General features: G+C 61.1%; 18 protein-coding genes and 1 pseudogene. 6 read left to right on the forward strand and 13 right to left on the reverse strand.

The features are described 5' to 3' along the window. Nucleotides 1-55 precede the first annotated feature (55 nt). Nucleotides 56-898, reverse strand: a complete 843-nt coding sequence (gene efeU, locus ACA073_RS13015) for an iron uptake transporter permease EfeU (RefSeq protein ID WP_497403943.1) — start codon at nt 896-898, stop codon at nt 56-58. A gap of 282 nt (nt 899-1,180) precedes the next feature. Here efeU and ACA073_RS13020 point away from each other — a divergent pair, with 282 nt between their 5' ends. The 6 genes from ACA073_RS13020 (at nt 1,181) to ACA073_RS13045 (ending at nt 8,282) form a co-directional block, all read left to right on the forward strand. After that, on the forward strand, nt 1,181-2,197 hold the full coding sequence (locus tag ACA073_RS13020) for an AraC family transcriptional regulator (protein WP_497404085.1): 1,017 nt from the start codon (nt 1,181-1,183) through the stop codon (nt 2,195-2,197). 249 nt (nt 2,198-2,446) lie between these two features. Beyond that, on the forward strand, nt 2,447-4,111 hold the full coding sequence (locus ACA073_RS13025) for an AMP-binding protein (protein ID WP_497396646.1): 1,665 nt from the start codon (nt 2,447-2,449) through the stop codon (nt 4,109-4,111). A 16-nt stretch (nt 4,112-4,127) separates the two neighbouring features. Continuing rightward, entirely contained in the window at nt 4,128-4,889 is a 762-nt protein-coding gene (locus ACA073_RS13030; protein WP_497396648.1) for an SDR family NAD(P)-dependent oxidoreductase, read from the forward strand. Nucleotides 4,890-4,901: 12 nt separating this feature from the next. Further along, the gene (locus tag ACA073_RS13035; protein WP_497396650.1) at nt 4,902-6,095 is read left to right on the forward strand and encodes an acetyl-CoA C-acyltransferase; all 1,194 of its coding nucleotides are present in this window, start codon (nt 4,902-4,904) and stop codon (nt 6,093-6,095) included. A 165-nt stretch (nt 6,096-6,260) separates the two neighbouring features. After that, nucleotides 6,261-7,388 carry an acyl-CoA dehydrogenase gene (locus tag ACA073_RS13040; protein WP_461950359.1) on the forward strand — a complete coding sequence of 376 codons (1,128 nt, stop codon included), beginning with the start codon at nt 6,261-6,263 and terminating at the stop codon, nt 7,386-7,388. Between the two features lie 120 nt (nt 7,389-7,508). Beyond that, nucleotides 7,509-8,282, forward strand: a complete 774-nt coding sequence (locus ACA073_RS13045; RefSeq protein WP_131062141.1) for an enoyl-CoA hydratase — start codon at nt 7,509-7,511, stop codon at nt 8,280-8,282. A gap of 124 nt (nt 8,283-8,406) precedes the next feature. On the opposite strand, the gene ACA073_RS13050 is transcribed toward ACA073_RS13045, so the two are convergent. The 12 genes and pseudogenes from ACA073_RS13050 to arnB form a co-directional block, all read right to left on the reverse strand. Beyond that, a complete protein-coding gene (locus ACA073_RS13050; protein WP_059402381.1) occupies nt 8,407-9,558 on the reverse strand; it encodes an acyl-CoA dehydrogenase family protein in 1,152 nt (383 codons plus the stop codon). A gap of 3 nt (nt 9,559-9,561) precedes the next feature. Continuing rightward, complete coding sequence (locus ACA073_RS13055) at nt 9,562-10,668, reverse strand: enoyl-CoA hydratase/isomerase family protein (protein ID WP_497396653.1); 1,107 nt, start codon at nt 10,666-10,668, stop codon at nt 9,562-9,564. Between the two features lie 250 nt (nt 10,669-10,918). Further along, nucleotides 10,919-11,614 (reverse strand): HPP family protein, encoded by a 696-nt coding sequence (locus tag ACA073_RS13060; RefSeq protein WP_497396655.1) that lies wholly within the window; start codon nt 11,612-11,614, stop codon nt 10,919-10,921. A 159-nt stretch (nt 11,615-11,773) separates the two neighbouring features. Continuing rightward, a pseudogene (locus ACA073_RS13065) lies at nt 11,774-11,896 on the reverse strand (MFS transporter); the annotation flags it as partial. A gap of 218 nt (nt 11,897-12,114) precedes the next feature. Beyond that, nucleotides 12,115-13,494, reverse strand: coding sequence for a UDP-glucose dehydrogenase family protein (locus ACA073_RS13070; RefSeq protein ID WP_497396657.1), 1,380 nt, complete (start codon nt 13,492-13,494; stop codon nt 12,115-12,117). Then, nucleotides 13,491-13,892, reverse strand: coding sequence for a 4-amino-4-deoxy-L-arabinose-phosphoundecaprenol flippase subunit ArnF (gene arnF, locus ACA073_RS13075; protein WP_497396659.1), 402 nt, complete (start codon nt 13,890-13,892; stop codon nt 13,491-13,493). The genes ACA073_RS13070 and arnF overlap by 4 nt, the downstream gene beginning before the upstream one ends. Further along, nucleotides 13,889-14,233: a 4-amino-4-deoxy-L-arabinose-phosphoundecaprenol flippase subunit ArnE gene (gene arnE / locus ACA073_RS13080; RefSeq protein WP_497396661.1), complete on the reverse strand. Its 345-nt coding sequence runs from the start codon at nt 14,231-14,233 to the stop codon at nt 13,889-13,891. The genes arnF and arnE overlap by 4 nt, the downstream gene beginning before the upstream one ends. Beyond that, nucleotides 14,230-15,879 carry a lipid IV(A) 4-amino-4-deoxy-L-arabinosyltransferase gene (arnT, locus tag ACA073_RS13085; protein WP_497396663.1) on the reverse strand — a complete coding sequence of 550 codons (1,650 nt, stop codon included), beginning with the start codon at nt 15,877-15,879 and terminating at the stop codon, nt 14,230-14,232. Before arnT ends, arnE begins: the two co-directional genes overlap by 4 nt. Further along, the gene (gene arnD, locus ACA073_RS13090) at nt 15,876-16,760 is read right to left on the reverse strand and encodes a 4-deoxy-4-formamido-L-arabinose-phosphoundecaprenol deformylase (RefSeq protein ID WP_497396665.1); all 885 of its coding nucleotides are present in this window, start codon (nt 16,758-16,760) and stop codon (nt 15,876-15,878) included. The genes arnT and arnD overlap by 4 nt, the downstream gene beginning before the upstream one ends. Continuing rightward, nucleotides 16,760-18,751 carry a bifunctional UDP-4-amino-4-deoxy-L-arabinose formyltransferase/UDP-glucuronic acid oxidase ArnA gene (gene arnA, locus ACA073_RS13095; protein ID WP_497396667.1) on the reverse strand — a complete coding sequence of 664 codons (1,992 nt, stop codon included), beginning with the start codon at nt 18,749-18,751 and terminating at the stop codon, nt 16,760-16,762. The genes arnD and arnA overlap by 1 nt, the downstream gene beginning before the upstream one ends. Continuing rightward, nucleotides 18,748-19,767, reverse strand: a complete 1,020-nt coding sequence (gene arnC / locus ACA073_RS13100) for an undecaprenyl-phosphate 4-deoxy-4-formamido-L-arabinose transferase (RefSeq protein WP_497396669.1) — start codon at nt 19,765-19,767, stop codon at nt 18,748-18,750. The genes arnA and arnC overlap by 4 nt, the downstream gene beginning before the upstream one ends. Next, complete coding sequence (gene arnB / locus ACA073_RS13105) at nt 19,764-20,912, reverse strand: UDP-4-amino-4-deoxy-L-arabinose aminotransferase (RefSeq protein WP_497396671.1); 1,149 nt, start codon at nt 20,910-20,912, stop codon at nt 19,764-19,766. Before arnB ends, arnC begins: the two co-directional genes overlap by 4 nt. Nucleotides 20,913-21,249 lie beyond the last annotated feature (337 nt).

Raw genomic sequence — 21,249 nt, forward strand, 5'->3', positions numbered from 1 at the left:
CTCGCTCGCGAAAAACCCACAGACGCCGCCGGGCATCTGGTTTCACGCGTTATCGTTAACGACCATCGCGAGCAAGCTCGCTCCTACAGGGGCCAGGCGGAGCCGGGAGAAAAAACATCACCAGCGCCACCACCAGATAAATCAACCAGGCACCGAGGGTGCTGACGGTCGGCGCGTCCTGATAACCGAACATGCCGGCCAGCACCGAACCCAGCGGGCCGTCCATAGGCAGCGTGGCGCTGAAGTCGAACAGCACGGTTTGCAGGTGATTCCAGACCCCGGCTTCATGCAGCGCCTGCACCGAGTTGGCGAGAATGCCGGCGGCCACCACGAGGATGAACAGGCCGGTCCAGCGAAAGAACACGCCGAGGTTCAGGCGCATGCTGCCGGTGTAGATCAGGAAACCGACGATGATCGCCAGGATCAGCCCGAGCAGGGCACCGATCGGTGCGCCGGGGCCTTCGCTTTGCTGGAACACCGCGAGCAGGAAGAACACCGTTTCCAGGCCTTCCCGGGCGACGGCGAAAAACACCATGGCGATCAGCGCGGTGACCTGGTGTCTGGAACCGGTCAACGCGTGATCGAGGGAGTCGTGCAGCGAATGCTTGATCGAACGCGCCACCTTGCGCATCCAGAACACCATGGAACTGAGGATGCCGACGGCGACCAGGCCGACGATGCCTTCAAACAGTTCCTGTTGTTTCTGCGGGAATTCGGCGCTGACCAGCTCCAGGCCTCCGCCCACCAGCAGGGCCAGGGCAGCAGCGAGAAACACGCCGATCCACACGGCGGGCATCCACTGGCCGCGACCGGTTTGCTTGAGGTAGCTGGCGATGATGCCAACGATCAATGCAGCTTCAATACCTTCGCGCAACATGATCAGAAAAGGGACAAGCATTCAGCACCGTCTCGGAATTAGATAGGGTGCTAATTTGTAACATAATGACACTCATTCCCAAATGGCAATCATTGACATTTACCTGAACCTAAGCTGAACAACCCTGAAGATCACCTCATACCCTGTGGGAGCGGGCTTGCTCGCGAAGGGGCCCGGTCAGCCACCATTGATGTTGACTGACACACCGCTTTCGCGAGCAAGCCCGCTCCCACAAGGGGTCTGCGTCGGGCTGTAGGCTGCGCTAATATGCCCACCATTAAACAACACGGCTCACCTCGCTCAATGTCGGAAAAAGACACCATTTCCATTCAACTGGTGCGTGAAGCGCTGTTGCAAAGTTGCGCCCCGGGCGCCGCCACCGACGAGGTGTTGAACAAGGTCGGCATCGATCCGGCATTGCTCGAAACCTCCGACGCCCGCGTCCCGGCCACGGCTTATGCTCGCTTGTGGCGTCTGCTGGCCCGACGTCGTGACGATGAGTTTTTTGGCATGGACCCGCGCAAGCTCAAATCCGGCAGTCTGGCGTTTCTATGCCGCTGCTCCATGGTCCAACCGAGCCTCGCCGCCGGCCTGACCTCGGGGCTGGGGTTTCTGTCGTTGATGCTCGAGCACCTGCCCGCGCAGTTGGTTCGCCAGCAAAGCCTCGCGGAGATCGTGCTGCTGGAGGACGACCATGACCCGCGTCGCGCCTTTACCTATTTCACCTACTGGATGATCGTGCACGGCGTTGCCTGCTGGCTGGCGGGGCGACGAATTCCGATTCTGGCCATCGAGTTGCGTTGCCCGGCGCCGGATTTTTGTGATGACTATCAGGTGATGTTCTCTGAAAACCTGCGGTTCGACCGGCCGCGCACCCGGATGATCTTCTCGGCCGATTGCCTGGATTTGCCGATCAAGCGCAGCGCTGAAGAACTCAAGCGATTCCTGGCCCATGCGCCGGCGAACATTCTGGTCAAGTACCGCGATCCGCAGAGCCTGGCCAGCCGCATCAAGCAGGATCTGCGGCAACTGCCGGCCGAACACTGGCCGGAAACCGAGCCGCTGGCACAGCAATTGTGCATGTCGGCGTCGACTTTGCGTCGACGGCTGGCGGAGGAGGGGCAGACGTATCAGGGGCTCAAGGACAGCGTGCGCAAGGAATTGGCCATCGTCTGGCTGGCTGAACCGAGTATCAGCTTCGCCGAGATCGCCACGCGGCTGGGGTTTGCCGATGCGAGTTCGTTCTACAAGGCGTTTCGCAAGTGGTCGGGGTCGAATCCGGGGCATTATCGGAGTTTGATTCTGACCGAAGCTGACTGATCCGGATTTTGTATTGAGGCAGCCGGCCTCTTCGCGAGCAAGCCCGCTCCCACATTTGGAATGCATTTCCCTGTGGGAGCGGGCTTGCTCGCGAAGAGGCCATTACAGGCACCACACCTCCTGAACCTTGGCCAAACCAGTCAAACAACTTGATAGCTTTGACCATTGCCCCACCCCCCGCGCAGAGCGACTATTCCCCTGTTGATTACGGTTCCCCCAACCTAATAAAAATACAGAGGGATTCTGGCAATGCGCGATTACTTGTCTGCCACGTCACAGTTCAATTATCAGCACACCGTCGACGCCGCACTCGCGGGGGATTTGATGGCCCTCAACGCCTGCGTCGAGTGTTGCGACCGACATGCGTTGCCAGGTCGCATCGCGTTGTTCTGGGAAGGCCGCGACGGCGCCAGCGCGACGTACACCTTCAGCGACCTGCAGGACAAAGCCGCGCGTTTCGCCAATTTTCTGCTCGCCCAAGGTGTGAAGAAAGGCGACAAGGTCGCCGGCCTCCTGCCGCGAAATATCGAATTATTGATCACCGTGTTCGCCACGTGGCGCATCGGCGCGGTGTATCAGCCGCTGTTCACCGCGTTCGGCCCCAAAGCCATTGAACACCGCCTGAGCTGCTCTGGCGCAAAAATGGTGGTCACCGACGCGGTCAACCGCGCCAAACTCGCTGAAGTCGCCGATTGCCCGACCATCGTCACTGTCGGCGGCCCGAAAGGTCAGGGCATCGTCCGGGGCGATTTCAGTTTCTGGGCCGAACTGGCCAACTATTCCCCCGAGTGCGAACCGGTGCTGCTGACCGGCGAAGACCCGTTCCTGCTGATGTTCACCTCGGGCACCACCGGCCCGTCAAAAGCGTTGTCCGTGCCGCTCAAGGCCATCGTCGCCTTCCAGAGCTACACCCGTGACGCCGTGGACCTGCGCCCGGAAGACGCGTTCTGGAACGTCGCCGATCCGGGCTGGGCCTATGGCATCTATTTCGGCGTCACCGGGCCGATGGCGATGGGGCATCCGATCACCTTTTACGATGGCCCGTTCACCCTCGAAAGCACTTGCCGGGTGATCAACAAATACGGGATCACCAACCTCACCGGTTCACCGACCGCGTATCGCCTGTTGATTGCCGGTGGCGACGAGTTCGCCAAGTCGATCAAGGGCAAGCTGCGCATCGTCAGCAGCGCCGGCGAGCCGTTGAACCCGGAAGTGATCCGCTGGTTCGCCGACAACCTCGACGTGGTGATTCATGACCATTACGGCCAGACCGAATTGGGCATGGTCCTGTGCAACCACCACGGCCTCGAACATCCGATCCACATGGGCGCCGCCGGTTTTGCCTCGCCGGGCCACCGCATCGTGGTGCTGGACGACGAATACAAGGAACTCGGCGTCGGCCAGCCCGGCATCCTGGCCATCGACCGCACCCAGTCGCCGATGTGCTGGTTCGCCGGTTACGAAGGCGCACCGACCAAGGCCTTCGTCGGCAACTATTACCTGAGCGGCGACACCGTCGAGTGGAACCCGGACGGCAGCATCAGTTTTGTCGGCCGCAGTGACGACGTCATCACCACCTCCGGCTACCGCGTCGGGCCGTTCGACGTCGAAAGCGCGTTGATCGAACACCCGGCCGTGGTCGAAGCGGCGGTGGTGGGCAAGCCCGACCTGGAGCGTACCGAGTTGGTCAAAGCGTTCGTGGTGCTCAGTGCGCAATACCGCGCCGCGCCCGAACTGGCCGAAGAACTGCGCCAACACGTGCGCAAACGTCTGGCCGCGCACTCGTACCCCCGTGAAATCGAATTTGTCAGCGAGTTGCCGAAAACTCCAAGCGGCAAATTGCAGCGCTTTATCTTGCGCAACCAGGAAATCGCCAAGGCTCAAGAGGCCGCGGCGAAGAACGTTTCAGCTTGAATCCAAGGAAACAATGATGCAGATCGAAAACAAGGTTTTTCTCGTCACCGGCGGTGCCTCCGGGCTCGGCGCGGCCACGGCTGAAATGCTGGTCGCGGCCGGCGCCAAAGTGATGCTGGTGGACATGAACGCCGACGCCGTTGCAGCTCAGGCCGAACGTCTGGGTGCGCAAAGCGTGGTCGCGGACATCAGCAACGAATCGGCAGCTGAGGCGGCGGTGCAGGCCACGGTCAAAGCCTTCGGTGGCCTCAACGGTCTGGTCAACTGCGCCGGTATCGTGCGTGGTGAGAAGATCCTCGGCAAGAACGGCCCGCACGCGCTGGCCAGTTTCAGCCAGGTAATCAACGTCAACCTGATCGGCAGCTTCAACATGCTGCGTCTGGCGTCGGCGGCCATCGCCGAAACCGAGCCGGATGCCGATGGCGAGCGCGGGATTATCATCAACACTGCGTCGGCTGCGGCCTACGATGGCCAGATTGGCCAGGCCGCGTATGCCGCGTCCAAAGGCGCGATCGTCAGCCTGACCTTGCCCGCTGCCCGTGAACTGGCGCGCTTCGGCATCCGCGTGATGACCATCGCTCCGGGCATTTTCGAAACGCCGATGATGGCCGGCATGACCCCGGAAGTCCGCGACTCCCTGGCCGCCGGCGTGCCGTTTCCGCCGCGTCTGGGCAAACCGGGTGAGTACGCCGCGCTGGTCAGGCATATCATTGAAAACAGCATGCTCAATGGCGAGGTGATCCGTCTCGACGGTGCCTTGCGCATGGCCGCCAAGTAAGGAGGATTTGTCATGACCCTTTCCAACGATCCAATCGTTATCGTCAGCGCCGTCCGCACGCCGATGGGCGGTTTTCAGGGCGAACTGAAAAGCCTGACCGCGCCGCAACTCGGTGCTGCCGCGATTCGCGCCGCCGTCGAACGTGCCGGTGTGGCACCGGATGCGGTTGAAGAAGTGCTGTTCGGCTGCGTGTTGCCCGCCGGCCTCGGCCAGGCCCCTGCACGTCAGGCTGCACTGGGCGCCGGGCTGGATAAATCGACCCGCTGCACCACCCTGAACAAGATGTGCGGTTCGGGCATGGAAGCGGCCATCCTGGCCCACGACATGCTGGTCGCCGGCAGCGCCGATGTTGTAGTCGCCGGCGGCATGGAAAGCATGTCCAACGCGCCGTACCTGCTGGATCGCGCCCGTAGCGGTTACCGCATGGGCCACGGTCGCGTGCTCGATTCGATGTTCCTCGATGGCCTGGAAGACGCCTACGACAAAGGTCGCCTGATGGGCACTTTTGCCGAGGATTGCGCTGAAACCAACGGCTTCGGCCGCGAAGCGCAGGATGCGTTTGCCATCGCTTCGACCACCCGCGCGCAGCAGGCGATCAAGGACGGCAGCTTCAAGGACGAAATCGTGCCGTTGACCGTGACCGTCGGTAAGGAGCAGGTCCTGATCAGCAACGACGAACAGCCGCCGAAAGCCAGACTGGACAAGATCGCCTCGCTGAAACCGGCGTTCCGTGAGGGCGGTACCGTTACAGCGGCGAACTCCAGTTCGATTTCAGATGGCGCAGCGGCACTGGTGCTGATGCGCCGTTCCGAAGCCGACAAACGTGGGCTCAAACCACTGGCGGTGATTCATGGCCACGCGGCATTCGCCGACACGCCGGGCCTGTTCCCGGTGGCTCCGATCGGCGCGATCAAGAAGCTGATGAAGAAAACCGGTTGGTCACTGAACGACGTCGATCTGGTCGAAGTCAACGAAGCCTTTGCCGTGGTCGGCATGGCAGCGATGACCCACCTGGAAATTCCCCATGAGAAGCTCAACGTGCACGGCGGCGCCTGCGCCTTGGGGCACCCGATCGGTGCGTCCGGCGCGCGGATCCTGGTGACCTTGCTCTCGGCCCTGCGCCAGAAAGGGCTGAAACGCGGGGTCGCGGCGATCTGCATTGGCGGCGGTGAAGCCACGGCGATGGCCGTGGAATGCCTGTATTGAAACCGACGCTATCCCCCTGTGGGAGCGGGTTTGCTCGCGAAGAGGCCGTGTCAGTCGACATTAATGCTGAATGACACACCGCATTCGCGAGCAAGCCCGCTCCCACAGGGCCCGCGTTTCAACATATAGGCATTTGTACGAAGGCTTATTTTTTAAGGATTTGCCATGATTCCCAATGACGAACAACTTCAGATCAGCGACGCGGCCCGGCAGTTTGCCCAGGAACGGCTGAAACCGTTCGCCGCCGAATGGGACCGCGAGCACCGTTTTCCCAAGGAAGCCATCGGCGAGATGGCTGAGCTGGGTTTCTTTGGCATGTTGGTCCCCGAACAGTGGGGCGGTTGCGACACCGGTTACCTGGCCTACGCCATGGCCCTGGAAGAAATCGCCGCCGGTGACGGCGCCTGCTCGACCATCATGAGCGTGCACAACTCGGTGGGTTGCGTGCCGATCCTCAACTACGGCAACGACGATCAGAAAGAGCGCTTCCTCAAGCCGTTGGCCAGCGGTGCGATGCTCGGTGCTTTCGCGTTGACCGAACCTCAAGCCGGCTCCGACGCCAGCGGCCTGAAAACCCGCGCCCGTCTCGAAGGCGATCACTATGTGCTGAACGGCTGCAAGCAGTTCATCACCTCCGGGCAGAACGCCGGGGTGGTGATCGTGTTTGCAGTGACCGACCCGAGCGCCGGCAAACGCGGGATCACCGCGCTGATCGTGCCCACCGATTCGCCGGGCTACAAAGTCGCCCGCGTCGAAGACAAGCTCGGCCAGCACGCGTCCGACACCTGCCAGATTCTGTTCGAAGACGTGAAAGTGCCGGTGGCCAACCGCTTGGGCGAAGAGGGTGAAGGTTACCGGATCGCCCTGGCCAACCTCGAAGGCGGCCGCGTTGGCATCGCCTCGCAAGCGGTGGGCATGGCCCGCGCTGCGTTCGAAGCGGCCCGGGATTACGCCCGAGAGCGCGAAAGTTTCGGCAAACCGATCATCGAGCATCAAGCGGTCGCGTTCCGCCTGGCGGACATGGCGACTCAGATTGCCGTGGCCCGGCAGATGGTGCATTACGCGGCGGCGTTGCGTGACAGCGGCAAACCGGCGCTGGTCGAAGCCTCCATGGCCAAGCTGTTCGCCTCGGAGATGGCCGAAAAGGTCTGCTCCGCCGCGTTGCAAACCCTCGGCGGTTACGGTTACCTGAACGACTTTCCGCTGGAGCGGATCTACCGCGACGTGCGGGTGTGCCAGATCTACGAAGGCACCAGCGATATTCAGCGCATGGTCATTTCGCGCAGTCTCTAAAAAAACACTGTAGGAGCTGCCGAAGGCTGCGATCTTTTGATCTTAAAAATCAAAGTCAAAAGATCGCAGCCTTCGGCAGCTCCTACAGGGATCGAGCGTTATGCAAGACAGGAGTTATTTATGAGTTACGAAACGATTTTGCTGGAAACCCACGGCCGTGTTGGCCTGATCACCCTCAACCGTCCGCAGGCGCTGAACGCGTTGAACGCGCAGATCGTCAGCGAACTGAACCACGCCCTCGATGGCCTGGAAGCCGATTCCAACATCGGTTGCATCGTGCTGACCGGCTCGAAAAAAGCCTTCGCCGCCGGTGCCGACATCAAGGAAATGGCCGAGCTGACCTACCCGCAGATCTACCTCGATGATCTGTTCAGCGACAGTGATCGCGTGGCCAACCGCCGCAAGCCGATCATCGCCGCGGTCAACGGTTTTGCCTTGGGCGGTGGCTGTGAACTGGCGCTGATGTGCGACTTCATCCTGGCCGGCGACAACGCCAGGTTCGGTCAGCCGGAAATCAACCTCGGCGTGCTGCCGGGCATGGGCGGCACCCAGCGCCTGACTCGCGCCGTCGGTAAAGCCAAGGCCATGGAAATGTGCCTGAGCGGGCGTTTGATTGATGCGGTGGAAGCGGAACGTTGCGGGATCGTGGCGCGGATCGTTCCGGCGGATGAATTGCTGGAAGAAGCGCTGAAAGTCGCGGCGTTGATCGCCAAGAAGTCGTTGCCGATTGCGATGATGGTCAAGGAAAGCGTCAACCGCGCGTTTGAAGTGAGCCTGTCGGAAGGCGTGCGCTTTGAACGTCGGGTGTTCCATGCGGCGTTTGCGACGCAGGATCAGAAGGAAGGGATGGCGGCGTTTATTGCCAAGCGTGAGGCGGAGTTCCAGGGGAAGTGATGTAGTGTTTTCACCGCCGCCTTCGCGAGCAAGCCCGCTCCCACATTCGACCGCGATCCATCAGGAAAAACGCGGTCAACTGTGGGAGCGGGCTTGCTCGCGAAGCTTTTAAGCTTTTAAAGCATTACACCAGGTAGTGCTTCAACTCCCGGGCAATCACCATCCGCTGTATCTCGCTCGACCCTTCATAAATCTGCGTAATCCGCGCATCCCGGTAATAACGCTCCACCGGGTAATCCTCCAGATACCCGTACCCGCCATGGATCTGCATCGCTGACGAGCAGACCTTCTCGGCCATTTCCGAGGCAAACAGCTTGGCCTGCGAAGCCTCCGACAGACACGGCTTGCCCGCACTGCGCAACCGCGCGGCATGCAAAATCAGCAATCGCGCCGCATTCAGGCGGGTGTGCATGTCGGCCAGCATATTGGCGATGCTCTGGTGCTCGATGATCGGCTTGTCGAACTGCACGCGATCACGGGAGTAGGCCAGCGCCGCTTCGAACGCCGCACGGGCGATGCCCAACGCTTGGGCGGCGATGCCAATGCGACCGCCTTCAAGGTTGGACAGGGCGATGGCCAGGCCTTTGCCGCGCTCACCCAGCAGATTGGCTTCGGGAATCGTGCAGTTGCTCAGGGTCACCGCGCAGGTATCGGAGGCGCGGATGCCCATCTTGTGTTCGGTTCGATCAACGATGAAACCGGCGGTATCGGTCGGCACCAGAAACGCGGAAATACCACGCTTGCCCAGATCCGGATCGGTCACGGCAAACACGATCGCGAGTTTCGCCCGTTTGCCGTTGCTGACAAATTGCTTGGCGCCGTTGATGACCCACTGGCCGTCGCGCAGTTCGGCGCGGGTGCGCAGGTTGTGCGCTTCGGAGCCAGCTTGCGGCTCGGTCAGGCAGAAGCAGCCGATCGCCTGGCCACTGGCGAGATCCGGCAACCAGGTCTGTTTCTGCTCCTCGGTGCCGTAGTTCAACACCGGCCCGCAGCCCACGGAATTGTGGATGCTCATCAGTGCGCCCGTGGCGCCGTCACCGGCGGAAATCTCTTCCACCGCCAGTGCGTAAGCGACGTAATCGACATAAGTGCCGCCCCATTCCTCAGGCACCACCATGCCCAACAGACCCAGTTCGCCCATCTTCGCCACCAGACCGTCGTCGATCCAGCCAGCCTTTTCCCAGGCTTGCGCATGGGGTGCGATTTCGCCGCGGGCAAAATCCCGGGCCATGTCGCGAATCATGACTTGTTCTTCGCTCAATTCGATATCGTGCATGGCTCAGCTCCCGCTCCGGTCAAACCCTGTGAAGAAACTCGCGACATGCCCGGCGTCCAGCGCCTGCAAGGTCGGCGGGTTCCAGCGCGGTTTCTTGTCTTTGTCGATCAGCAAGGCGCGCACGCCTTCGATCAGGTCGCCTCGCTCGAACCACTGACGGTCCAGGTGCAGCTCGAGGGCGAAGCAGTCTTCCAGGTTCAAGTGCCGGCCGCGCCGCAGCATTTCCAGGGTCACGCCCATGGCCAGCGGTGAACGGCTTTCCAGCAGATCCGCCGTGGTCGTCGCCCATTCACGGCTGTCGGCAACCGTTACTTCGCGCAGTTGCTCAACAATACTCGGCACGTCGGGCAGGGCGAAGAAGTGATCGATGGCCGGGCGCAGTGCTTTTAATGGCGCATCGGGCAGTTGTTGCAGGGCGAGTTGGGCCTGCAGGCCTTGAAGGTCCTTGAGCGGCGTGTCGCGCCATTCCAGTTGATCGAGGCGCTCGTCCAGCGCACCCAGTTTGTCGCTTTCCAGATACCAGTCGGCCAGCCCGCAATACAGCGCATCGGCCGCACGGATCTGTACGCCGCTGACGCCCAGATAAATGCCCAGCTCGCCCGGAATGCGCGGCAGAAAGTAACTGCCGCCCACGTCCGGGAAGTAACCAATGGCCACTTCCGGCATCGCCAGACGGCTTTTCTCGGTGACCACCCGCAAGTCGGCGCCTTGCACCAGGCCCATGCCACCACCCAGGACAAAACCGTCCATCAAGGCGAGAACGGGTTTGCGGTAATGGTGGATAGCGAGGTCGAGGGCGTATTCCTCGACGAAGAAATCTTCGTGCAGGGTGTCGCCGTTTTTGAAACTGTCGTAGAGCGAACGAATGTCGCCACCGGCGCAGAAAGCTTTTTCGCCAGCGCCACGCAAAACCACGGCGTGAATCTGCGGATCCTGCGCCCAGACGTCGAGCTGGCGTTGCAGGTGGCGGACCATGTCCAGGGTGATCGCGTTGAGACCGGCGGGGCGATTGAGGATCAGGTGACCGATGTGGTTGCGAACCTCGGCCAGCACTTCATTTTGCGTGGCATCCATGGACGAAGTCCCCTTCGATGAAACCTGAGCAGTCATCAATAACTCCCTGCTTTTATTGTTCTTTATAGAGAAGCTCGCGCGCGAGCGATGCCGGATCGTAACAGTGCAAATTTGCCATGCACAACCGGGATATGTGCAGGTTCTTTCTGCATATTTGTAATGGCTATCACTCATACCAAATGTGGGAGCGGGCTTGCTCGCGAAGGCGGTGTGTCATTCAACTTGATGTCGGCTGAAACACCGCCTTCGCGAGCAAGCCCGCTCCCACAAAGGGGGGGGTGTTGTGTCAGGTTCTATTGCTGAGGACTTCGCTGATGCTGCGGCGTTTGGCATGCAATTCACTGGCATGAATCAATTGCTCAAGATCCTCCGGCGTGACGTCGAAGAAGGCTTCCATGTCCGCCAATGCCCGTTTCAGATCCTCGGCAGTGATGGCCTGGCTGTCGGCAGAAGGCATGACCGGCGAGGGTTCGGCGGGTCGTTTCGGGTAACGAATGCGCGTCAGGTTGTTATAAACCAGGGCGCTGAACAACATCGTCGAGGCACCAAGCATCACCGGCGCAAGAGCTTTCCAGTCCAGGGCGATGGTCGCCGGATCGGCCAGCACCAGCGTCAGGGCCAGGGCGCCGGCCGGCGGATGCAGACAGCGCAGCCAGCACATCAGGATCAATGCCATGCCCGCGGCGAGGCACGCGCTGTCGAGTGTGCGTCCGAGCACGTGAGCGACCAGCAGCGCAATCACACCGGCGCTAAAGTAGCCGCCGAGGATCGACCAGGGTTGCGCCAACGCCCCGGAGGACACCGCAAACAGCAGCACCGCCGAGGCTCCCAGCGGTCCGATCAGGTGCTGGGCGACTTCGATGCCAAACACCCGGGAGCAGAGCCAGACGCTGAACATCGTCCCCAGGGCCATGCCGATGGCGGCGCGGCTCCATTCCGAGGGGCGAGTGTTGATGGCGGCGGGTAACCAGCGAGCAAGCATTTGGCAAACGACCCATTGAAAAAATCGAGGCAAAAAAAAGGCTTAGCTGGGATACCCAGAAAGCCCTTGAAGGTGTTCCAACAATTGGGGGAGGAACGGGGCACAGTGTGCCGTTCATTCCACATGCTGACAAATTCATATTAATGCAGTTTGAGTGCATTATTTTTGCTGTAAGGCGACTCGGCGACCGCTCATGAAACACAGTAAGCCGCCGACTGCGGTGAGTGCGGTAAGGGCATAAAACATCGTCGGCGCCGGGGTGTGCATCAGCAGGCATCCGCAAGCCCGCCCCGCATTTAATCTGTGTCGCTCACAAATTTTGTGTCCGCTGGAGATCGAATGTGGGAGCGAGCTTGCTCGCGAAGAACTCGAGAGCAACGCGTTTATTCAGGCAGAACGCATTATCGTTAACCTTCTTCGCGAGCAGGCTCGCTCCCACAAAGGACCGCGCGCGATTGAAACTCTGGGTCCAGTTCCTGGATTGCTTGGTGAGTTAACGATCAAGCAACATCCGAAGCCGCTGGCCATTGCTGATGCGGAATCGGTAAGTTGCGTGAGTCGCCGCGCCCCATCGGGAAGTACATGAACCCGTTGCGTGCCAGGCGATCGGCGTCGTACAGGTTGCGTCCGTCAAAGATCACCGGTGCTTTGAGCCGTTGCTGGATCAGGTTGAAATCCGGGGCCTTGAACTGTTGCCACTCGGTGCAGATGATCAATGCATCGGCGCCGGCCAGCACCGATTCCGGGGTGCCCATGAGCATCAGCTTTGCTTCGTCCGGGTACAAATGCTGGGTTTCCTGCATCGCTTCCGGATCGAACGCCCGCACGCTCGCGCCGGCGGCCCACAGCGATTCGAGCAGCACGCGGCTCGGTGCGTCGCGCATGTCATCGGTGTTGGGTTTGAACGCCAGGCCCCACACGGCGAACGTCTTGCCGCGCAAATCGCCCTTGTAGAACGCGTTGATGCGTTCGAACAGCTTGTGTTTCTGCCGCTGGTTGATCGCTTCCACCGCTTGCAGCAGGTCGCTGGAGCAATGCGCTTCTTCGGCGCTGTGGATCAGGGCGCGCATGTCTTTGGGGAAACACGAACCGCCGTAACCGCAGCCGGGGTAGATGAAGTGATAGCCTATGCGCGAATCCGCGCCGATGCCCAGGCGTACCGATTCGATGTCGGCGCCAAGGTGTTCGGCCAGTTCGGCGATCTGGTTGATGAAGCTGATCTTGGTCGCCAGCATGCAGTTGGCGGCGTATTTGGTCAGTTCGGCACTGCGCAGGTCCATGAACATGATCCGGTCATGGTTGCGGTTGAACGGCGCATAGAGGTCACGCATGACGTCGCGCACGTCATCGCTTTCGCAGCCGATGATGATACGGTCCGGGCGCCGGCAATCGGCCACGGCCGAGCCTTCTTTGAGAAACTCCGGGTTGGAGACGATCTCGAACTGCAACAACCGCCCGACCTTGATCAGGCACTTGTCGATGTGCGCGCGCAAGGTATCGCCGGTGCCCACGGGAACCGTGGATTTCTCCACCAGAATCACCGGTTGCTCGCGATGACGGGCCACCGCTTCGCCCACCGACAGCACGTAACGCAGGTCCGCCGAGCCATCGTCCCGGGACGGCGTGCCCACCGCGATGAACAATACCTGACCGTGTTGCACCGCCAGTTTTTCATCGGTGGTGAACTGCAGTCGCTTGCCTTCCAGGCCTTCACGCACCAGGCTGGCCAGCCCCGGTTCGAAAATGCTCACGTGGCCCTGTTGCAGCAACTCGACTTTTTTCTCGTCGATGTCCATGCAGACCACGTCGTGGCCGACTTCAGCCAGCACAGCGGCCTGCACCAGGCCGACGTAACCGCTACCGAATACACTGATTTTCATAGGTCACTCCTGAGGTTGGACGCATGAGCAGGTCGAGAGTTGATGGTGATGACGCCGAGGATGACCAGGGCCACCCCGAGGGTTTTGGAAAGGTTGAAATCTTCGTTGAACACCGGCAGCGCGGCGGCGAGCAGGTACACCAGCGCGTAGCTGATGCTCAACAGCGAATAAGCCCGGCCCAGCGGCACATCGCGCAGGGCGGCGAGCCAGCTGAACATCGACAGGGCATAGGCGAGGATGGCGGCCAGCACCACGACCACAGCAGTCGGAACAATGGGTGCGGTGAGCCAATGTTCGGGTGACGGCAGGCGCGTCATGCTCCAGCGCATGCCCAACTGCGCGGCGCTGCCCAGCAGCACGCTGCCGAGGGCGAAGGTCAGGCCACGGCGCAGGCTCATGTGTGCAGCCCCAGCAAGATCACGCCGCCAATCACCAGCGCCACGCCCAACCAGTGACGGCGGTCGATGGTTTCGTGGAAGACGAAGCGGGCGACCAGGGTGATCAGCACGAAATTCAGGCTCAGCATCGGGTACGCGACGCCGACTTCAAGGCGCTGCAACACCAGCAGCCACACCAGCAAACCCGCGCCCAGCGCGGCGATTGCCAGCCACAACCACGGTGAGCGCAGTTTTTCGCCCCAGCCCGATGGCCGGCCGCGCCAGTGCTCCACGGCGTATTTCTGGGCGATCTGGCCCAGGCAGGTAAGCAGGCAGGCTGCCAACACCAGCAACAGGCTCATGACGCACCCTGAGGAAAAATCAGAATCACAAGGTTGCCTTGTTCATAGCGTTTTCCATCCTTGGGCAAGCGTTCGATTTCACGCAGTTCGTCCTCCCCTTTGACCCGCATCAGCACGCCCACCGAACCGTTCTGGCGGGCGTCGTGCATCCACTGCTGCACGCGATCGGGATCGACGCGCTGCTGCGCACCGTCAGAATAAGCGAGGCCATATTTCAGTTCGCCTATCGTGTTGTACAACGCCACATCCGGGCGTTTCAGGCGCCAGGCCAGGGCAGCGGCGGCGCCCAGATCGTTGCTGAGCAGCGTGCCGGCCTGACCGAGTTCCTGTGCATGTTCAAGGACGAACTGGTCGGGCATCTTGTTCGCCACCACCGCTTCGGGCATCGCCGCCGGTAGGACGCCGATCAGCAGCAGGCTGCCAAAGGCCGGCGCCGCCCAGCACTGCAACGGCCGGAACGCTTGCAGCAGGTTGGCCATGATCCAGCCGGTCAGGCCGATGAACACCAGCACCAGGCTGTGCAGTTCATGCTCGTACAGCGGTTTTTTCAGTTGCAGGTAGACGAGGGCGAGCAGGGTGGTCAGACCCAGAAGGAGGTTGAGCAAGCCATTGACGCTCAACGCCCGGCCTTGCTCCAGCCGCAAGCGATCCGCCAGTGCGTTGCCCAGCAATAAGGCCAGCGGCAGCAGGCACGGCAGGATGTAGGTCGGCAACTTGCCGTTGCTCAGGCTGAAAAATAGCAGCGGCATCAGCAACCACAGCAGCAGAAAGCCGATGTTGGCCTGACGACGTGTTTGCCACGCCTGTTTCAGCGCCGACGGCAACAACGCGGCCCACGGCAGACTGAATGCCACCAGCAACGGCAGATAGAACCACCATGGCGCGTCATGCTGTGCGTCGTCACCGGCGAAACGGCGAATGTGTTCGTGCCAGAAGAAGAACCGCCAGTAATCGGGCTCGCGCGCGTGCACCGCCAAGGCCCATGGCAGGCTCACGGTGATGGCCACGGCAATCGCCACCGGGCCGAAAAGCAACAATTCGCGCCAGCGTTTTTGCCAGATCATCCAGGGCAGGGCGATCAGCACCGGCAGCAGCCAGGACAGAAACCCCTTGGTCATGAACCCCATGCCACACGCGAAGCCCAGCACCGCCCAACCGATCAGACGCCGGCCACGGCTGACGCTGTCCAGCGCAAACCACAAAGCCACCAGACTCAGGTTGATCCAAAAGGTGAATTGCGGATCAAGGTTGGCGTAACCCGCTTGCCCCGCAATCACGGTAAAACTCATGTACAGCAGCGCGCAGGCAAAACTCTTGCGCGGCTCGTTCCACAGCCGACGGGCGATCAGGTAACACAGCATCACACTGAGCCCGGTGCTGAGGGCTGAAGCGAAACGCACACCGAACAGATTGTCGCCAAACACGGCCTGACCGAGGGCGATCATCCAGTAACCGGCCACCGGTTTTTCGAAGTAGCGCAGGCCCATGAAATGCGGCGACACCCAGTCGCCGCTCAGGAGCATGCCCTGGCTGATTTGCGCGTATCGGGTTTCGTCCGGAATCCACAAACCGTGGCTGCCCATCGGCAGCAGATAAGCCAACAGACAAAGGCCCAGCCACAACGGCAATGCCCAGCGTTTGCTCATACGCCTTGCACTCCCAGCCAGCCTTCACGACCGTCGAGCGCGCCGCGCAACACCCGGCCACCGGGCAAGGCGTCCAGTGTTTCGGGCAGCAGGTCGCCCAAGGGTTGAAAACGGATATCACGCGGGCGGGCGTCGGCCAGCAGTTGACGGAAATCGTCGGCCATCAGAATCCCTTCTACTTCGGCGTGGACAGTGTAGACGTTGAGGTTTTGCGGGGTGAACCGGTCAAGGATGAAGGCGTTGAATTCACTGGCCACGACGGCAGGGCCGACCACTTCATCGAAGGTGGGCAGATCCACCGGGATCTGCGGCGCGCCCGGACCACCATCGGCCAATGTCGGCCGGAACAGACTGCGGCCACGACAATCGCTGTTGTAGCGAAACCCAAAACCCTGCTTGGCTTCGATCACACGCTCGTCCGCCCGCCAACCGGCAGACGCCGAGCAGTCGATTTTGTGTCCGAGGATGTCGCTCAGCGTGTCCACGCCCTGACGAATCTGCTCGATCAACTGCGCGTCGCTCCAGCGCCCGGCATTGGCCTGCCAGCCATGGTGATCCCAGGCGTGCAGGCCGACTTCATGCCCGGCCGCCAGGGTTTGGCGCATCAAGTGCCCGAGATCGCGGCCTATCGGCTTGCCCGGCCACGCGGTGCCGGCCAGCAGAATGTCCCAGCCGTACAGGCCGGCGGCGTTGGAGCGCAGCATCTTCCAGAGAAACTGCGGGCGGATCAGGCGCCACAAGTGCCGGCCCATGTTGTCCGGCCCGACGCTGAAAAAAAACGTCGCCTTGACCTGGGCCTCATCGAGGATTTCCAGCAACCGCGGCACGCCCTCACGAGTGCCTCGGTAGGTGTCGACATCAATCCGAAGGCCCGCCCGCATTAGCGTTTGTCCGCGATTTCGAGCATGGCTTCACGCAGGAAGAAATCCAGGGTGTTGCCGATGGTTTCGCTCATCTCTACGGTCGGCGTCCAGTCCAGAAGCCGTTTGGCATTGTCGATACTCGGTTTGCGGTGAGACACGTCCTGATACCCCGCACCGTAAAACGCCTTGCTTTCGACGTCGCGGAACCCGGCGAACGGCGGGAAGTTGTGGCGCAACGGGTGAGCTTCGAACTGACGCAGCAGCTCTTCGCCCAACTGACGGATGCTGGCTTCGTTGTCCGGGTTGCCGATGTTGATGATCTGGCCATTGCAGGCGTCGTTGCGGTTGTCGATGATCCGCGCCAGCGCTTCCACGCCGTCGGCAATGTCGGTGAAGCAGCGTTTTTGCTCACCGCCATCGAACAGGCGAATCGGCGTGCCTTCCACCAGATTGAGGATCAATTGCGTGATCGCCCGGGAGCTGCCAATGCGTGCCGAATCCAGACGGTCCAGGCGCGGGCCCATCCAGTTGAAGGGACGGAACAGGGTGAAATTCAGGCCTTTTTGGCCATAAGCCCAGATCACCCGGTCGAGCAGTTGCTTGGAAGTGGAGTAGATCCAGCGTTGCTTGTTGATCGGCCCGACGACGAGGTTGGAGCTGTCCTCGTCGAATTTGCCGTCCTGGCACATGCCATAGACTTCCGACGTCGACGGGAAGATCACCCGCTTGTTGTATTTGACGCAGTAGCGAACCAGTTTCAGGTTCTCTTCGAAGTCCAGTTCGAACACGCGCAGCGGGTTGCGGGTGTATTCGATCGGCGTGGCGATCGCCACCAGCGGCAGGATCACGTCGCACTTTTTGATGTGGTACTCGATCCACTCGGAGTGAATGCTGATATCGCCTTCGACGAAATGGAAATTCGCATGGCTGCGCAAGCGCTCGATGGCGTCGCAGCCGATGTCGAGGCCGTACACCTCGTAGTGGCCGTCACGCAGCAAACGCTCGGACAAGTGATTGCCGATGAAACCGTTGACGCCGAGGATCAGCACCCGCGTGCGACGTGGCGCGCGCCCGGATTCGGCACCGCGCAGCACGGAACCGTCGACCAGACCAAGTTCGCCGGCCAGTTGCGGGCCGCTCAGGTACAAGCCGTTGTCGTTGCGCTGACCGGCGCTGATCACCAGCGAATCTTCGCCGCAGGCGATGCGCAGCGGATCGACGCTGATGACCCGGCCCGGTTCCTGGCCTTCGTTGCCCTTGACGACTTGCGCGCTCCAGACAATCAGTTTGTGTTCGCCGACGGCGCAGAATGCGCCCGGATACGGCTGGGTGACGGCGCGTACCAGGTTGAACAGCTCTTCGGCGGGCTTGCTCCACACCAGTTTGCCGTCGGCCGGCGTACGGCGACCAAACGTCGTGGCTTGGGATTCGTCTTGCGCGGTTTCGCTGACTTTACCGGCGAGCAACGCGGGCAGGGTGTCGCGCAACAGGTCGGCGGCGGCTACGCGCAGCTTGCCGTGCAGGCTCAGCGCGGTGTCGGTGCGTTCAATCGAGACTTTTTGCTGAGCAATGATTGCGCCAGCGTCGGCACGCTTGACCATGCGGTGCAGGGTCACGCCCGTTTCGCTTTCGCCGTTGACCAGCACCCAATTGGCTGGCGCACGACCGCGATAGCGCGGCAGCAATGAACCGTGCAGGTTGAACGCGCCTTTGCGTGCCGTGGCCAACAGCGGTTCGCTCAATAGATGGCGGTAGTAGAACGAGAACAGGTAATCCGGATTGAGCTTGGCGATACGCTCGATCCACAGCGGGTGGTTGGCATCTTCCGGGGCGTGCACCGCAATGCCCCGGCGCGCGCACAGTTGCGCGACGCAAGCGTAGAACGCGTTCTCCTTGGGGTCATCGGCGTGGGTGAAAACGGCAGCAATCTCGTAACCGCTGTCGAGCAGGGTTTCAATGCCGGCACAGCCAATATCGTGGTAGGCGAAAACAACAGCTTTTGCGCTCATGAGAGAACCTGATCGGAAGAAGTGGAAGTGAGGCCGTCAACGGTGACCACGGGAACGGGTGTGGCGGGCTGGCTGCGCAGGACTTTTTCGATAAAGAACCGCGGGCGCGCACGGACATCGCTGTACATCCGCCCCAGGTATTCGCCCAGCAGGCCCATGCCGATGAACTGGCCGCCGGTGAACACGAACAGCACGGCGAACAGCACGAACGTGCCGTCACCGGCCCAACTGGCGCCGAACACCAGCCGCAACACGATCAGCGCGGTGGCGAACGCCACGCCGAGTCCGGCCATGGCGAAGCCGACAATGCTCAGCAGCCGCAGCGGCGTGGTGGTCATGCAGGTGATCAGGTCGAACATCAGGTTGACCAGCCGCATCGGGCTGTACTTCGATTCACCGTGTTCGCGTTCGGCGTGGGTCACCAGGATTTCCGTGGTGTGCCGGGCGAAGCTGTTGGCGAGAATAGGAATGAAGGTGCTGCGTTCACGGCAGGCGAGCATGGCGTCGACGATGCTGCGTCGATAGGCGCGGAGCATGCAGCCGTAGTCGCTCATGGCAACCCCGGTGGAGCGCTGCACGGCGAGGTTGATTAGCTTCGACGGCCAGCGACGCAAGGCTGAATCCTGGCGGTTGCTGCGCACCGTGGCGACCACGTCATAGCCAAGTTCGGCCTGGGCCACCAGGCGCGGAATCTCTTCGGGCGGGTTTTGCAGATCGGCGTCGAGGGTGATGACGACATCGCCTTTGCACTGCTCGAAACCGGCCATGATTGCCGCGTGCTGGCCGTAATTGCGGTTGAGAATGACCGCCACCACCGGGCTGCACTCGCGACTGGCGGCCTCTTCGAGGATCTGCGCCGAGTGGTCGCGACTGCCGTCATCGACCATGACGATTTCGTAGTCATGGTGCAATTGCTGGCACGCCGCTTCGGTGCGCCTGAGCAATTCGGGCAGGCTGTCTTGCTCGTTATAAACCGGGATGACGATCGACACGCAACGGATCGGATAAGGTTTCACAGGCGTGTGTCCAGTGTGAGTTCGATGGCGCTGACGACACGATCGACGTCATCGCTGGTCATGTCGGGGAACAACGGGATCGAGCACAGGCGCGCCGAGTTCCATTCGGTGTTGGGCAGGTAAATGTTGGGGAAGCGCTGGCGGTAGTACGTGTGCAAGTGCGTGGCGATGAAGTGAATGCCGGTGCCGATGTTCTGCGCCTGCAGGGCTTTCATGAACGCTTCACGGTCGAGTCCGCAGCGCTCGGCGTCGATGCGCAGGATGAACAGGTGCCAGGCGTGTTGCTGCGGGTAAAGCGGAATGGCCAGCGGTTGCACCGTTGAGCCTTCCAGTCGTTGCAAATAGGTTCTGGCCAGCGCGGTGCGCTTGGCGTTGATCGGGTCCAGACGTTCCAGTTGCACCAGCGCGATAGCGGCGTTGATGTCGGCCAGGTTGTATTTGAAACCCGGCTCGATCACCTGGGCCTGGGGTTTGCGGCCGTGAGTCATGCGATCGTAGGCATCAACGCCCAGGCCGTGAAACTTGAGCATGCGCACCCGGTTGGCCAGCGCTTCATCGTCGCTGACGAACATCGCGCCCTCGGCGCAGGTCATGTTCTTGATCGCGTGGAACGAGAAGATCGCCGTGCCTTGCGCGCCGACGTGACGGTTTTTGTAGCGGGTGCCGGTCGCGTGGGCGGCGTCTTCGATCACCGGAATGCCGTACTTCTCGGCCATGGCATAGAGCGGGTCGAGATCGAACGCCGCGCCGGCGTAGTGCACCGGAATAATCGCCCGGGTGCGCGGGGTGATGGCCGCTTCGATGTGCTCGACGCTGCTCATCAGCGTGTCGCGGTCGACGTCGACAAACACCGGCGTTGCTCCCAGCAGACAGATCATGTTGGCGGTGGAGACCCAGGTCTGCGACGGCGTGATGACTTCGTCGCCGGGACCGATGCCCAATGCCAGTAGCGTGACATGCATGGCGCCGGTGGCCGAGGACAGTGCCACGGCATGGCGGCATCCAACATAGTTGGCGAAGTGTTCTTCGAGTTGCTGGTTTTTCGGCCCGGTAGTGATCCAGCCGGAGCGCAATACTTGCTCTACGGCAGCTATTTCTTCATCGCCGATACTGGGGCGGGAGAAGGGTAGAAAAGCCTCACTCATGGAAAACCTCGGGGCGTAGGCCGTCCTTCGGCAAAAGTACCGAAATAGACAGAGTTTCAAAGGTTTAGTGACCTGTCGGGCACGAGCCATATTTGACTTTTGCAGCCATGGCCGGCAGGTTGGGAGCCCATTGAGGCCCACCGGGTAGCGATGAGGTTAGGCCCGTTTTTGTGAAAGAAACATGAAAAACCGGTCGGTAAATCGTTTATCTGAGGGGTATTAAGCCAATGTTCAGACTTCTGCCGTTCATCGCTCTCTTTAGTGGAAAAGTCCTACAAAGTGCGTCTCTTTATATGAAAGATGTTTCAATCCTTAGTTGTGTTTATTGATCTGTTAC

Source organism: Pseudomonas sp. LBUM1670 (assembly GCF_059695695.1).